The organism is Nostoc sp. EspVER01, from assembly GCF_034530635.1.
GTDB lineage: Bacteria > Cyanobacteriota > Cyanobacteriia > Cyanobacteriales > Nostocaceae > Nostoc.
The window spans coordinates 101382-117584 of sequence record NZ_JAVRCS010000003.1 but is presented as its reverse complement, the minus strand read 5'-3'; the positions used below and the strand labels follow the sequence as shown (position 1 = coordinate 117584).

Sequence of the window (16203 nt, the reverse complement as noted above, 5' to 3'; positions counted from 1 at the left end):
ACTTCTAGGATTTTTTGATTTATGATATTTTCACTAATTGAGTAATCGCTTTAAAATTACTACTAGTTCCTCGCGATCAATCGGTTTTGATAGATAACCATCAGCGCCTAACATATTACCCCAAATTTTATCTACATCACTATTTTTTGTAGAGCAAAAAACCACAGGTATATTGCTAGTGTCAGGATTATTTTTCAGTTCTCGGCAAATTTCAAAGCCACTTTTACCCGGTAAAATTACATCGAGAAATATTAAGTCTGGTTTATTTTGATCTATTTTGTCTTGAGCCTCTTCACTACTAGTGGCGCTAATCACAGAATAACCTGCCTGTTGCAAGTAACGGCTGATTATTTCCATATCTGTTAAGCCATCTTCAACAACTAAAACAGTATTCATGGCAATTAATCGTTAACTTTTTCTCAAAATGTAAACAAAATAGACAAATCCTAAATGATTCCTCAAAAAGAAATGGAAGGGACTAGAGACTAGCCCTAACCCCTTTGCCCTAAACAATATTCACAAATCAAATAGGACTGCTATAAATACAAAAATTTGTATTTGTCTAATTTTGATTCAATCTTTATTTATCAACCTCAGAAAAAGTACGTAATAAACATAACTTAATATAAGATTTTTGAATATAAAATAGTTTGATAACCTAATTGTAGATTCTATATTTTGGATTGAAGATTCAAGATGTAAAAATGACTGGCAGCAAAATAATTTCAAGGTAATAACATATCTAAAATCGTAAATAAATGATTTGAAGAAGAGACTTAATGTAAAATTGTTTAACCTCAATAATTTAATTTTTACTGAGGTGGAAAAGTTTATAAGTTTTGAGGAATAATTCAGAACCAAAAATTGCCTCTAACTTTCCCTAATTACAAACCTCTAAATTAGATTTACTCTTTTCACTGGATACGCTTTGTGTAGGTAAATATTTACGTATTATACTCATTACCTTATCAGCCACTACAGGTTTAGTGAGAAAATCTGTAGAACCAACTACTTTGGCACGAACTCGATCTAAAAGACCATCACTGCCTGTTAATATAATTATTGGTGTGTTGGAAAATGTAGATATTCTTCGTAACTGAGTACAAATTTCGTAACCACTAGCAACTGGCATAATCAAATCCAAAAAAATCAGGTCTGGTTTATCCTGAATCAGAGTTGGTAGAGCTTGTACAGCATCTTGAATTTTGACAAACCTCAATCCATTGGAAGTGACAATATCCTCTACCATTTTACATACTTGAGGGCTATCATCGACGCAAGCCACTAGTGGAGCAATCCGCTTCTTGGCTTGTGTGGTGGTAGAGTTATTGTTGACTTCAGTAATTCCTAAAGGCAAGTCAGGTACTTCTACCAATTCAATGATTCCTTTAAGGATATAAGGAAGCAAGGAACGGGTAAGTGGTAGTACACTCTGCTTCATTTTCATGGCTAAATCTCGCAGAGTAAATTTACCATTGATTAAATTTACAAAGTTTTTGTAGACAGATGGACTAACCATCTGCTCAAGTTGTTCTGGTCGCCGTAGAATTGGTGCTAAGTCAGGAGAAAAATTTGCTAAACCTGCTTCTGACCAAATTTTCCATGAGTCTTGCATGTGCTTTACAGACATTTCTGCACTCGTGAAGCTCATTGGGGTTTCTAAGATAACTTCTTGGTTGCGATTGCAACTTAGAGAAGCAAAGTTTCCTTGCAAAGCTAGATCAAATAATAGTTCTGCTATCGTATTTTCCGCAATAGATTGAATCTGTTCTCTCTGAATTTTCTGTTTTTTATAAAATACTTCTATCAGTTTATAGTCCCAGTAATCAATTGATAGGTCTTGCCCACGTAACTGCAACTTATCAACATCAATCTGGGGACAATTCTGGGCTATATGTCTACGCCAACGTCGGAAGGGATGAGTTCCTCCTGTTGCCCAAACTATCCGTCCCAGTCGATAGTAAAAAGTCCATTGGCTGCCCTTTGAACTCTTAATATTTAATTTGCCATTGTATTGCAACTGAGTACAAGTTTTAAATTCATTTACTAGATTATTTGAAATAAGTTCTTGATGAGCCATAGTTTGTTCCTTTTATTAAAAAGCTAGCCATTAAAAACCGATACTAGTAGAGCACAGCGTCAATCTACCTACCATCTCAATTAACCAGACAAATTTCTGAAGTCACTTGTTAAAGATAGGCAACACTTCTGTCCCAGTGTTCTAGCTATATAGCGATTGGCAAATATATGAATCAGTGCAAATGGATTTGGTATATAGCAGTCTAAATCAAGATTATTAAAAGCAAGGCGGATGTTAAGATAGCAAAACTATTGCTAGTAAAGAATTTATCTAGCATCAAGTCTTTATTGGCAGAGTTTACTTTTCTGCTAATATTTATGACTAAAGTAGGTTGCCATAGTCGACATCATAGTGTATTAATATATCATCTTAAGAATTTTCATACTGAATCATATCCGTATAAGTTCTGAATTTTTGTTTAAAAAAGATTAGCAGTCTCCAAAGAGACTTGCTTTAGTTATTCACATTCACAATATAGGTTAAAAATATTTATTTAAGTTTACTATTCTTAATTATGCTAATTGATGTCAACTTTTCTAGGGAATATTATTCTTAAAAAAAGGCGTGCTACTAAAACAAGTAGCAGCCAGATTAGAAAGTATTAATTTAGAAAATTTATTCAAGGTTGCTTGTGGTTTTGATAGCTGATAACGGCTGCTCTGAGATTACTTTGGTGTTCTGAAAGTAGACGATCGCCTTCGTCTTTTTCCAAACCAGTCCAGTGCATCAATAGGGCCAGCTTGACCCATTTACCACTACGTTCTAGTAAAAAACCAGCAGTTTCCCGACTTAAACCTGTGAGGTCTTGCAAAATTCGCAAAGCGCGATCGCGTAATTTTTGATTTGTTACTGCTACATCCACCATGCGATTGCCATAAACTTTGCCTAGCTTAACCATCACACCGCTAGAAAGAATATTTAAAGCTAGTTTAGTGGCTGTACCAGCTTTCAGGCGAGTTGAGCCGGCGATTATTTCTGGGCCTGTCAATAGGCGAATGTCAATATCGGCATCAAAGCTAACTTGTTCAGCAGGAACACAGGCGATAAAAATAGTTATAGCTCCTCGCTGACGAGCAGCATGAAGCGCACCGTGGACATAAGGCGTTGTCCCACCAGCGGTAATGCCAACTACGACATCTAATTGGGTAACGTGCCGCCCTGCGATCGCAGCCTCGCCATCTTCAATGCTGTCTTCTAAATCTTCAGAACTGCGTACTAGTGCGCCAGCACCACCAGCAATAATCCCCTGTACCAACTCTGGGGGTGTACAAAAAGTAGGTGGACACTCAGCAGCATCTAACACCCCTAATCTGCCACTTGTACCCGCACCGATATAAAATAGGCGTCCTCCGTGGCGCAAACGCTCTGCGGTGCGTTCAATTGCCTCTGCCAACTGAATTCTCGCCGCTGCAACTGCTGCAACAGCCTTTTGGTCTTCGTCATTAAACAACTCCACCAATTCCAGAGAACTGAGCTGGTCTAAGTTCAGACTATTAGGATTTACCAGCTCAGTTAAAAGATGCCCGCGTTCTTGCAAATTTGTCATTTATCATTTGTCCTTTGTCATTTGTCCGTTGTCATTTGTCCGTTGTCATTTGTCATTTGTCAGTTAGCGACCAGTGACCAGTGACCAATACTTCGACTACGCCCTTCGGCTACACTCAGGACAAGCTCAGTACAAGTGACCAATGACCAATGACCAATGACTAATGACTAATGACTACTTACAACAACCCTTCCAATTTGCGACGCATCTTCTCTAGTTCAGAATCCGACAATTCTGGTTCTTCTAGCGGCTGTTGATTGAGAGGGAAAGTATCTTCAACAGTATCCTCCTTCTGGGCATCTTCTTGCCAGTCAGTTTTTTCGACGTTAAGTTCTGGGGGAGTTACAACTAAATTGCTGTTTTCTGGGATGATTTCCCATTCATATCCAGCACTTTCGCAAAATTCCTTAATTTCTTCAGCATCCATCGGCTCCGGTGTGGGTGCGGGGAAATCCTGAGCTTCTAACATCAGGGCAAAGCGCGTCGCATCGTCTTCTGACTCGAACATCAGAATTTTATTGCGTAGCTTGCCACTTTTGGCATCGCCTTCCCGGATCGTGTGAATCCCCTCATTTTCCGTTCGAGCGTTAAAAATTAACACAAAAACACGCATTGGTGTAATCATCTGTCCTTTTTAAGGTTTATTCATATTAAAGTTCGAGATTGTGCCTTAAGGAAAGTCACAGGAATAATTTTCACTCTATTCAGATTTTCCTGAAAACGCCAATATTATTAAGCATAAGTATTGGATCGAGAAAATACCGTAACTCAACCAATGGGGTCTTGGGTTTTGTTGGCGTATCCTGGAAATGGCATACTGAACCAATGTGCCAGTTAATGCTTGTGTGTGCCAGCGACATCCGGCAATTAATACAGTGAAAGCAAATGACTAAATCTACCAATCAAGATATTCATTCCCCCTCCCCTATCCGCAAACGTTTGTGGTTGCTGGTGTTGAGCCGGGGTAGCATTGCCTTGAGTGGACTTTTGCTGTTAGGAGTTCTCGTTGGTATTTGGCGGTTGTGGACTTTTGTCCAAACAGAGTTAACGCCGTTAGCACAACAAAGTCTAACTACTACACTCAACCGTCCGGTAAAACTGGGAAGAGTTACACAATTTTCGTTGACAGGAGTACAGTTTGGGGCTTCAGCTATCCCAGCCACACCTACAGATGCAGATCGGGCCACAGTCGAATCTGTAGAGGTGGGTTTTGATTTGTTACAACTAATTTTTAATCGCCATTTAAAGCTAGATGTAACCTTAGTCAATCCAGATATTTATATTGACCAGGATGACCAAGGGCGTTGGGTTTCTACTACCATTGCGTCGTCAGGTGGAAGCAGTGCCATTAAAACCGATTTGGACTACCTGCGGTTTCGTAATGCCAAGCTGGCCTTGATGCCGGATGAGAGAGAGGGAGATGAGGGGGTAGAGGGGCAGGGGGGCAGCACTTCGACTACGCTCAGTGACCGAGGGGCAGAGGAGCAGGGGGGCAAGGGACAAGACCCAAATTCTAATTCAGTAACGGCTCAACGCCCTGCTACTACTAACAACACTCAGCAATTGCCGGTGCTATTTTCTCAACTCAACGGATCTGCTCGACTTCTAGCAAATAACCAGTTGATACGGTTTGAAGTTGGGGGTCAAGCAGACAGTGGTGGCAATATTTCCATTCAGGGAGAGACACGTTCTAAGGTGCTAGCAGGGACTTTCCAGGTGCAAGCACAAGATTTTCTAGCTGAGAATATTACTCGGTTGATTAAGTTACCAGTAGACTTACAGGCGGGTCGAGCCAATGGCGATTTGTTAGTTCGGTTGACACCTGGACAACAAACTCTATTGTTTGGCAACGCTACTGTGCAAGGGGTAACGCTGCAAATACCCAAAGTCCCGCAATTGTTGAGCAATAGTCAAGGAAACCTCCGCTTCCAAGGAACGGAGTTGCAGTTAAATAATGTGACTAGCAACTACGGCAAAATTCCTTTAGTGGCTACGGGAATCGTCGATACTCAAGCAGGTTTGAAGTTAGCAGCGCGTGTAAATGCGGTGAGTTTGGCGAATGCCCAGGAGACTCTCAAGGTAAAATTACCTGTAGCGATCGCTGGACAAGTACAAGCTTCTTTGCAGATTACCGGATCGACTAAAGAGCCAATTCTTTCCGGCTCAGTTGCCACTATCCAAACTGCCAGAATTGACAAAGTTGATTTTAATCGCATCAGTAGTAAGTTTGAGCTTGTTACTAGTTCCTCTTTACTGACCCTAAAAGATATTCAAGGTAAAGCTAAAGTCGGTGGTGATATCACGGGCGCTGGTACAATTCAACTCGGTAAAAGCCCACGACTGGATTTAAATTTCGCTGCCAAGAATATTCCAGGGGATGCGATCGCCAAAGTCTACGAAACAACACCTACCTTTCAAATCGGCAATGTCTCAGGTACAGCTCAACTAACTGGCGCTCCTACCAATGTCCAAACTGTGGTACAGTTTCAAGCTCCCAATGGAACTTATCCCGGAACTGGTGAAGTTGCGATCGCTCCAAATCGCAACATATCTTTCCGCAATGTCGCTCTGAATGTCAGTGGTGGGACAGTCCGGGCAACTGGTAGTTATGCCAATGAGCGTTGGCAAGCTGTGGCTGTTTCCTCTGGGGTGAAGTTAGAACCTTTTGTAGACAAGAGTCAACTGCAAAATGTCTCTTTGGCTGGGGCACAGTTCAATGGTAGTCTCATCCTCTCAGGCAGCACAGCGCCATTTGAAATTGCCACAATTCGCAGTGATGGTGCAGGAGTTCAAATTGGTGGCGGCACAGTTGCAGTTTCTAATATCCAACTGCAAGAACAAAGTTTCTCGGCTCAACTTGTAGCTAATGGTGTGCGGTTGGGACAAATATTAAAACAGTCTCCTCCAGCTTTAGATAATCCTTTGGCGGGAACGTTCCAAATCGCAGGTAGCAGAGATGATTTCAGCCTGAAAACCTTCCGTGGGACTGGAGAGGGTCGCCTTGCTATTGGCAGGGGTACGGTTACAGCCTCTAATATCCAAGTGGCGAATGGTGTCTATCAGGCGCAAGTTCAGGCTAAGAATGTGCCTGTGCAGAAGTTGGGAAAAGTACCAAAGCAATTGCAAGGCGCATTAAATGGTCAGTTCAACGTAGCGGGTTCTGTTGAGTCTTTTAAACCGCAAACTATTCAAGCCAATGGTCAGGCGCGGGTCAATGTTGCGGGTGGAACTATTACGGTCTCTAATATCCAACTTGCTAACGGTGTCTATCAGGCGCAAGTTCAAGCGAATAATGTACCTGTGCGCCAGTTGGCAGCAGTACCACCGCAATTTAGAGGGACGTTAACTGGTCAAGTAAACGTGGCAGGTTCTGTTGAATCCTTCCAACCGCAAACTATCCAAGCCAACGGTCAGGCGCGGGTCAATGTTGCGGGTGGAACTATTACGGCCTCTAATATCCAAGTGGGTAATGGTGTATACCAGGCGCAAGTTCAGGCAACTAATGTACCTTTACAACAATTAGCAGCAGTGCCACCACAGTTGCGAGGGACGTTAACTGGTCAAGTAAACGTGGCAGGTTCTGTTGAATCCTTCCAACCGCAAACTATCCAAGCTAACGGTCAGGGACGGCTGGATGTTGCAGGTGGAACGATCGCAGCCTCTAATATCCAAGTAGCTAATGGTCGCTATCAAGCCGTAGTTGATGCTGCTGGTGTGGAATTAAATCGGTTAAATCAGCAATTGCGGGGTCAGTTTGGCGGTCAGTTACAATTAGCCGGTACGCTCGGATCGTCCAAATTAGCTGATGTGCGTGCTGCTGGACAGGTGCAACTATCTCAAGGTATCCCTGGTTTAGAGCAACCCTTGACGGCTGCGATCGCTTGGAGTGGTGAAAGGCTGACTATTGAGCGAGCAACTGCTCCCGGTTTAAGTGTGACTGGTAACATATTAGCCAATGCAACAAAGGCAGGGATACCGGAAATTACTGCCCTAAATCTCAACGTCCAGGCGCAGAATTACAACTTAAAACAGTTACCGATTAATCTTCCCAATCAAGTTGCTGTGGCGGGAAGTGTAGATTTTAATGGTCAAGTCACTGGTAAACTGCCCTTGCCAAATGTAGTAGGGCAAATCAACTTACGAGATTTGGTTGTTCAAGATATTGCTTTTGAACCTTTGTTAACTGGAAACATTGATTCAGAACAGGGGCGCGGTTTGAGTTTGAACTTGGCGGGTAATAGCGATCGCTTGAACTTCAATTTAGATGCCAATAATCGCCCGAAATCTTTCTTAGTAAAATGGCAGCAAGCATCAGCCACAGGTAATGTTCAAGGGAATGATTGGGCGCTGAAAGTTGCCAATTTCCCCTTACAAATATTGAATTTGACTCCGCCACCCATTACTCGCCTGGGTGCTGGTAAGATAGCTGGATTGTTAACTGGGGATTTGCTGTTTAATCAGCAGACATTGGCAACAACAGGAAATTTAGCGATCGCAAATCCCCAAATTGGCCGGGTTAAAGGCGATCGAATAGCTGCTCAATTCCGCTACGGTGACGGTAAAGCCACACTCACTAGTAGCGAATTTGTCAAAGGAAAAAGTAGCTACGCCCTTGTCGGTACTGTGGCTCAAAGCCCTAAAGGGCCTCAATTACAAGGCAAACTGAACGTCAAGCAGGGTGAGATCCAAGATGTTCTGGTTGTAGCACGGGTATTTGATTTACAAAATTTGCCAGGTGGTTCGCCAGAAATTTACGGTACAGCAGCGGATCTGACCACCAATCCCCAAGGAACGCCAGATGAACCCTTATTAACCCAGATCCAACGGTTTTCTGAAATTGAAGCTTTGGTGGCAGAACAGGAAGAACAGCGACTTAATTCCACTCCCATACCAGATTTGGCAGACTTAAAGGGGACTTTCAATGGAGAAGTGGCTGTAAATACAGCTACACCCAATGGATTATCAGTGGATTTTAATTTGAATGGACAAGACTTTGCCTGGGGTAAAAAGGAAGAACGAAATCGTTTTTATACTGCCGATCAAGTTATTGCCGAAGGTAACTTTGAAAATGGTGTTTTGAGTTTGCGACCATTACGAATCCAGTCTCAAAACAGACTGATTGCGTTTACAGGTAACGTTGGTGGTGATGAACAATCTGGTCAGCTGCGGGTGAATAATTTTCCAGTACAACTATTGAATAATGTTGTCAAGCTACCAGTTGGAATCACAGGTAATCTTAACGGTACAGCAGCTTTAGCGGGCAGCATTGCTAATCCCCAAGCTAGAGGGGAATTGCAAATTACAGAAGGAGTACTAAATCAGAGCAAAATAGAGTCAGCAACAGCAAGTTTCAGCTATGCCAATGGACGCTTAAATTTTGGTAGTACTGTAGCGGTTGCTGGGCCAAAACCTGTTGATATTACTGGCAGCATCCCTTATAAATTACCTTTTGCTTCCGTCGCACCAGACAGCGAGCAAATCAGTTTGGATATGAAGTTGGAAAACGAGGGATTAGGGCTTTTAAACGCATTGACTAATCAAGTGGTATTTGAGAGAGGTGAAGGAGAAGTAGACCTCAAGGTGCGGGGAACACTGCAAAAACCCGAAGTAAATGGAATTGCTACTGTCAATAATGCGACTTTTTCAGCCCAGGCTTTGCCAGGTAAATTGAGACGCGTCACAGGTAGAGTGCTATTTAATTTTGACAGCATCTTAGTAGAAAATCTTCAAGGTAGATTTAGCCGTGGAAAGGTCGAAGCTGCTGGAGAAATTCCCATCTTCAACAATGAGAACGTAACTATCAAAAATCCCCTGACTGTTAATCTCGATCAGCTGGCGTTGAATCTCAAGGGACTTTATCAGGGAGGTGCTAGTGGCAATTTGCAGATTACTGGTTCTGCCCTTAATCCCATAATTGGCGGTAGAGTAAATTTATTTGATGGTAAAGTATTGCTGGCAGAATCTACCGACGCCACGACATCTGAAAATGGTAGTATTGGCGTATCACCCACAAAAGACAATAAGCAGAGCAAATCTGAAATTGGAAATGGAACAGGGAACACTAACGCCAGATTTAATAATTTAGATTTGGAACTAGGTAAAAACGTCCAAATTACCCGTGACCCTATTCTCAACTTCCGCGCCAGCGGTAATCTCATAGTTAACGGCTTAATCAATCAGCCGATACCCGATGGCACTATTCAGCTAGAAAAAGGAGGGGTAAATTTATTTACTACCCAATTTAACCTTGCTCGTGGCTATAAACACACTGCAACCTTTAGTCCTTCTCAACCCCGCGACCCCAACTTAGATATTCGGCTATTTGCCAAAGTATTGGATGTAACTCAAAGTAATGACTTCAGCCGGGTAAATTCTACAGGTTTATCAGCGTTAGAGAGTGTTCGAGTCGAAGCTACTATCAACGGTTTAGCTAGTAAACTAAATGAAAATCTAGAATTAACAAGTAGTCCGTCACGTAGTCAAACCGAAATTGTTGCTCTTTTAGGAGGCGGATTTGTAGACACCCAAGGACGTGCAGACAGTACTTTAGGTCTGATTAACATTGCAGGTTCGGCTGTGTTTAACAATTTTCAGTCAGCTTTTAACCAGATTGGGAGTACTTTTGGCTTAAGTGAACTGCGGATATTTCCTACCGTGATATCTGAGAATCCTGAAGCTGGAAGAAACAATTCAACTTTGGAATTAGCAGCGGAGGCTGGGGTTGACATTTCTTCCAAAATATCCGTTTCCAGTATTAAAATTTTGACAACAAACGATCCCTTCCAATGGGGTATTAATTACCGGATAAACAATGAATATCGTGTGCGTGCTTCGACTAACTTAACTGATGACAGTCGTGCAGTAGTGGAATATCAAAAGCGGTTTTAAAGAAATCTCTTCAATACTGAAAACCATCACCTACATAAATGTCCAAAGAGCGAGCAACGGGAACTAAATACCCGTTAGCATCCACAGGCGAAGGACTTTGAAGCATTACTTCTGCCAAAGGGACAGCAACAACTTGGCCATTTTGCCAAGCTACCATCTGGTCATATTTGCCTTGTGCGACCAAATCCACTGCGGTTTTACCAAAAGCTGACGCCACTAGACGATCTAAGGCAGAAGGAATACCGCCTCGTTGAATATGCCCTAAAACTGAAACTCGCGTTTCTATCTTCTGAGTACTACAACGGCTAATTTGGTCGGCTATGTATTGACCCATTCCGCACGTAGCTGTTGGCTGACAAAGCACGTTAAGATCAGATGAGCCTTTCACCGCTTCAATACCTTCTGCAACTACGACGATCGCAAATTTGCGCCAAGAGCGATCGCGCAGTTGAGCAAGATGCTGGCAAATTCCCTCAATTGAATAAGGTATTTCTGGAATCAAAATCACATCTGCACCGCCTGCTATTCCTGCTTGCAACGCTAAATGACCTGCTTTTCTACCCATAACCTCCACAATCATCACCCGGTCATGACTCGCTGCTGTAAAAGTCAGAGCGTTAAGAGCATTTGTAATTGTATTAACAGCAGTATCAAATCCTACAGACCTTTCTGTAAACGCTACATCATTATCAATCATTTTCGGAACACCGACAAAATTCCAATTTCCTTGGTGTGCAAGATTGTGAAGAATACTTAAGCTACCATCACCACCAATGCCAATTAGTGCATCTAGCTCTAACGTCTGATAACCGGCAATAATCTCACTAGCATGAGCCAGTGTATCTCCTTTGTTAATAGTTCCTAAGATAGTTCCCCCCATAAAAAGCAAGGGGTCAATCCCACGCAGGTCTAGACCGTGCATCTTCAGAGTAGTTGCTTTACCTTCCAGCAATCCCTGCGTTGCATAAGAAATTCCCAGCACTTCCCAATCATAAGTGAGCGTTGCATGGCTGACAACAGCCCGAATCACAGCATTAAGCCCAGGACAGTCTCCACCACTGGTAAGAATACCAACTCGTTTGCGGTTTTTCATAAAACTATTAGATGAGAAATATTTATACGACGTAAATTGCTGGTTAAATGTAGGATGCTACTTCTAACCAGTCAAAAATTTGGTTTAGCTGGGTAACAGTTACTAGTCCATACTGCCAAAGAATTATAGGCAACAAACTTGGAGTTTGCTCAACATGACGCAAAGCCAAGCTGATAGCAGCAGCAGGAATTGCCAACTCCTCTAGTAAAAAGTGAATTAATTTAGTGTATTTTCTAGATTCCACGTTAATTACCCTCTTATAGCTTTGTCCATACAGGACATAGATAAAATTACGCAAAAAGTTTGAGGAACCTGTGAGGAACCTGTGAGGAAATGCAATATTATCTCTTCTGTTTCATAAAATCCAAAATTGGATGATAGTCACAATCCGACATCCTCACAAGTTCCTCAAAGTATCTTCCTATAAACATAAGTGTCAGATGAAATGCTCATTAACTCAAAGCAGCCCTTGCAACTCTCTCCACTTATATTAAGGAAGCTTTACTATGGAACTAAAAACACTGTCTAATCAAAACACTGAACATCAAGTTTTATCACAAGCTCTTGTGTTGCCTTTGGAAAAAGTAGGAATTGCAGACATCCCTAGAGTTGGAGGCAAAAATGCTTCTTTAGGAGAAATGATTCAGCAGCTTAAATCCAAAGGCGTAAAAGTTCCTACGGGATTTGCTACTACTGCTTATGCGTATCGCTATTTTATTGAAGCAGCAGGAATAGAACCGCAGCTAAGACAGATTTTTGCAGACTTAGATGTTGAAGATGTGAATAATCTGCGGCAACGAGGTAAACAGGCGCGGTCTTTAATGCTACAAACTCCGTTTCCTGAAGAATTAGAACAAGCGATCGCCCAAGCATATCAAGACCTGTGTCAAAAGTATGGTGCTGATACTGATGTAGCAGTTCGTTCCAGTGCTACAGCCGAAGATTTACCCGATGCTAGCTTTGCCGGACAACAAGAAACTTACTTAAATGTCCACGGACTGCAAACTGTATTAGAAGCTTGCCATAAGTGCTTTGCATCTATTTTTACCGATCGCGCCATTTCCTACCGTCAAATCAAAGGTTTCGACCACTTCAGTATTGCCCTTTCTGTCGGTGTTCAAAAAATGGTGCGTTCCGATTTAGCTACGTCTGGTGTGATGTTTTCTATTGATACCGAGACAGGATTTAAAGATACAGCACTAATTACCGCCGCCTACGGTTTGGGTGAAAACGTTGTTCAGGGTGCAGTAAATCCTGATGAATATTTAGTATTTAAACCAACTCTTAAACAAGGATACCGCCCAATTTTAAAAAAACGCCTGGGGACAAAAGAAATCAAGATGGTGTATGACTTGGGCGGCTCGAAAATGACTAAAAATATTCCAGTTACAGCGAGTGATCGCACCGCCTTTGCCCTCAATGATGAAGATATTCTCCAACTAGCACAATGGGCGTATGTAATTGAAGAACACTACTCAAAAGTGCGTGGTGTTTACACGCCAATGGATATCGAATGGGCGAAAGATGGTATCACCAACGAATTATTTATTGTCCAAGCACGCCCTGAAACTGTGCAATCGCAGAAGACTAAAAATGTGTTGCGTAGTTATCATCTTGTAGTGGCAGCAGGGGAGACAAAAGCTTTTTCCCCTCTGCCCCTCCACCCCTCGGTTACTGAGCGTAGCCGAAGTGCTGCCCCTCTGCCTCTTGTTACAGGGCGCAGCGTCGGAGAGATGATCGGACAAGGCAAAGCACGAGTAATTCTCGATGTGCATCACTTGGAACAATTTCAGCTTGGTGAGGTGCTGGTAACTAATCGCACCGATCCCGACTGGGAACCGATCATGAAAAAAGCCAGTGCGATTGTCACCAATTCCGGCGGACGTACTTGCCATGCGGCAATTATTGCCAGAGAAATGGGAATCCCGGCAATTGTGGGTTGCGGTAATGCCACAACGGTAATTAAAACTGGGCAAGAAATTACAGTTTCTTGTGCTGAAGGTGAAACCGGAAAAGTCTACGCAGGTTTGTTACCCTACGAAGTTCAAGAAATACCATTAGAAAAATTGCCCCACACTCGCACTAAAATCATGATGAATGTGGGCAACCCAGAAGAAGCATTTGGCTATAGCGCTATTCCTAATGATGGGGTGGGTTTGGCACGGATGGAATTTATTATTGCTAACCACATTAAGGTGCATCCTTTAGCATTAATTCATTTTAATGAATTGGAAGATGAACTAGCCAAATACAAAATTGCTGAATTAACCGCACAATATGAAGATAAAGCGCAATTCTTTGTTGATAAACTCGCCCAAGGTATCGGCGCGATCGCAGCAGCATTCTATCCTAAACCTGTAATTGTCCGTTTGAGTGATTTCAAAACTAATGAATATGCCAATCTTTTAGGTGGAAAACAATTTGAACCCAAAGAAGAAAACCCGATGATTGGTTGGCGGGGTGCATCGCGTTACTATGATGAACGCTACCGCGAAGGATTCGCTTTAGAATGTCGCGCCATGAAAAAAGTTCGCGAGGAAATGGGTTTAATCAACGTGATTTTGATGGTACCATTTTGCCGCACTCCGGCTGAAGGTCGGCGCGTACTTGCAGAGATGGCGAAGCATGGTTTAGTGAAGGGAGAAAACGGTTTACAAGTATATGTGATGTGCGAGTTACCGAGTAACGTGCAACTTGCAGAGCAATTTTGTGAAGTGTTTGACGGATTCTCAATTGGTTCTAATGACTTAACGCAATTAACATTAGGGCTTGATAGAGATTCCGAGTTGGTAGCGCATTTATTTGACGAACGCGATGATGCTGTCAAAGGAATGATCGCGAAAGCAATATCTACAGTAAAACAGTGCGATGCCTCCGGCGGGCTTCGCCAACGCAAAATTGGTATTTGCGGTCAAGCACCAAGTGACTACCCAGAATTTGCTCGTTTTTTGGTAGAACAAGGTATTGATTCCATTAGCCTCAATCCTGATTCAGTGCTGAAAACGTTGTTAGAAATTGCGGCAGCAGAAAAAGGTAGCAAAGAATAATTATATGCCAAACTCTAGCTTACAAACCCCAAATTTAGCAGCCGATCTATCAGAACCTGAAAATTTGCTGACTGCATTGCGAGAACTTCGTGCCACCGTTTATCAAGAAGGACAGGCAATTTTTGACCAATGGCGATCGCATATTCAACGTCCAGCTTTTATTGATAGCAGTTTGAATTTAGCTTACTACCTAGCTTTGCGTCGCCATGATTTACGCTTTCTGCAAACGGCTTTGATGCCTTGGGGTCTATCCTCTCTGGGTCGGATTGAAGCACGAGTTTTACCTAACTTAGATGCTGTGATTGCAACATTGGCAGCAATTTGTCAGCCTTTTGATCAGTCATTAACCCAACGTCCACCACTGGCGGCATTCTTTGAAGGTGAACGTCTGCTGCAACAGCATACTGAAGATTTATTTGGGATATCATCAAGCGATCGCCGAGTGCGAATCATGGTTACATTACCAACCGAAGCTGCAAGTAACTATGAGTTAGTCAAGGATTTGATCCAGCGAGGATGTGACTGTATGCGAATTAACTGCGCTCATGACTCCTCAAGTGAATGGTTAGCGATGATTGTGAATATCCGACTAGCCGAGGTAGAAACAGGACGTGCTTGTAAAGTCTTGATGGATTTAGGTGGCTCTAAACCTCGGACGGAAGGGGTAATCAGTCCCAATGACCAGGAACGCATATTTAGAGGAGATCATTTACTATTAACCCGTGAAATTCCAACTCAGATTCACCGTGACTATTTCCAGGCAAGTTGTTCTATCCCAGAAGTTTTAGACCAATTACAGGTAGGTGCAACAGTTTGGATTGATGATGGCCACATTGGGGCACGTGTTTGTGCCATTGAGCCTACAGGTGTAATGCTGCAAATTGTACACGCCCGATCTAAAGGTGACAAGCTGCTTGCTGATAAAGGTTTGAACTTTCCAGATACAGAACTGTGTCTAAGTCCAATTACTGATCAAGATCGGCAAGATTTGAACTTTATCGCCCATCATGCAGATATTGTCGGCTACTCCTTTGTTCAAGAAGCGGGCGATATTGCGCTTTTGCAACAAGAATTACGCGTAGGCGTAGCCCGTCGTAGACATCGCTTACCCGATAATATAGAAATACCTGCCATTATCGCTAAAATTGAAACACCTAAAGCCGTTCGCAATCTACCAGAGTTAATTGTGCAAGCAGCTGGTGTACAACCTTTTGGAATCATGATTGCTAGAGGCGATCTTGCTGTTGAGATTGGCTATCAACGTTTGGCTAAAATTCAAGAAGAAATTTTGTGGTTGTGTGAAGCAGCCCATATACCTGTAATTTGGGCGACTCAGGTTTTAGAAAATCTAGTTAAACATGGTATTCCTTCACGAGCCGAAATCACCGATGTGGCAATGGCCGAACGTGCAGAATGTGTCATGTTGAATAAAGGAGCATATATTGCTGATGCAGTGACAATTGTAGATGATGTGTTGGTAAGAATGCAAGCACACCAAATGAAAAAAACGCCTCAACTCAGAGCTTTACATTCTTGGTAGGTAATCAAA

9 protein-coding genes are annotated in these 16203 nt (G+C 42.5%); 3 read left to right on the top strand and 6 right to left on the bottom strand.

Going from position 1 to position 16203, the window contains the following annotated elements:
* Positions 1 to 33: 33 nt before the first annotated feature.
* From RMX69_RS04140 to RMX69_RS04125, 4 genes are all read right to left on the bottom strand, one after another.
* Positions 34 to 396: a response regulator transcription factor gene (locus tag RMX69_RS04140; RefSeq protein WP_289795638.1), complete on the bottom strand. Its 363-nt coding sequence runs from the start codon at positions 394 to 396 to the stop codon at positions 34 to 36.
* Positions 397 to 880: 484 nt separating this feature from the next.
* On the bottom strand, positions 881 to 2080 hold the full coding sequence (locus tag RMX69_RS04135) for a response regulator (protein WP_289795637.1): 1200 nt from the start codon (positions 2078 to 2080) through the stop codon (positions 881 to 883).
* Positions 2081 to 2699: 619 nt separating this feature from the next.
* Entirely contained in the window at positions 2700 to 3626 is a 927-nt protein-coding gene (gene murQ / locus RMX69_RS04130; protein WP_289795636.1) for an N-acetylmuramic acid 6-phosphate etherase, read from the bottom strand.
* Between the two features lie 178 nt (positions 3627 to 3804).
* Positions 3805 to 4251, bottom strand: a complete 447-nt coding sequence (locus RMX69_RS04125) for a DUF3110 domain-containing protein (protein WP_289795635.1) — start codon at positions 4249 to 4251, stop codon at positions 3805 to 3807.
* A gap of 260 nt (positions 4252 to 4511) precedes the next feature.
* On the opposite strand from RMX69_RS04125, the gene RMX69_RS04120 reads away from it, so the two are divergent.
* Positions 4512 to 10514: a translocation/assembly module TamB domain-containing protein gene (locus RMX69_RS04120; protein ID WP_322636601.1), complete on the top strand. Its 6003-nt coding sequence runs from the start codon at positions 4512 to 4514 to the stop codon at positions 10512 to 10514.
* A gap of 10 nt (positions 10515 to 10524) precedes the next feature.
* Here RMX69_RS04120 and RMX69_RS04115 read toward each other — a convergent pair whose 3' ends face one another.
* The gene (locus tag RMX69_RS04115; protein ID WP_322636600.1) at positions 10525 to 11607 is read right to left on the bottom strand and encodes an ATP-dependent 6-phosphofructokinase; all 1083 of its coding nucleotides are present in this window, start codon (positions 11605 to 11607) and stop codon (positions 10525 to 10527) included.
* Positions 11608 to 11650: 43 nt separating this feature from the next.
* A complete protein-coding gene (locus tag RMX69_RS04110; protein ID WP_289795633.1) occupies positions 11651 to 11851 on the bottom strand; it encodes a DUF2949 domain-containing protein in 201 nt (66 codons plus the stop codon).
* A gap of 262 nt (positions 11852 to 12113) precedes the next feature.
* Between RMX69_RS04110 and ppsA the strand changes: the two genes are divergently transcribed.
* The gene (gene ppsA / locus RMX69_RS04105) at positions 12114 to 14654 is read left to right on the top strand and encodes a phosphoenolpyruvate synthase (protein ID WP_322636599.1); all 2541 of its coding nucleotides are present in this window, start codon (positions 12114 to 12116) and stop codon (positions 14652 to 14654) included.
* A gap of 4 nt (positions 14655 to 14658) precedes the next feature.
* Entirely contained in the window at positions 14659 to 16194 is a 1536-nt protein-coding gene (locus tag RMX69_RS04100) for a pyruvate kinase (protein WP_322636598.1), read from the top strand.
* Positions 16195 to 16203: the final 9 nt, after the last annotated feature.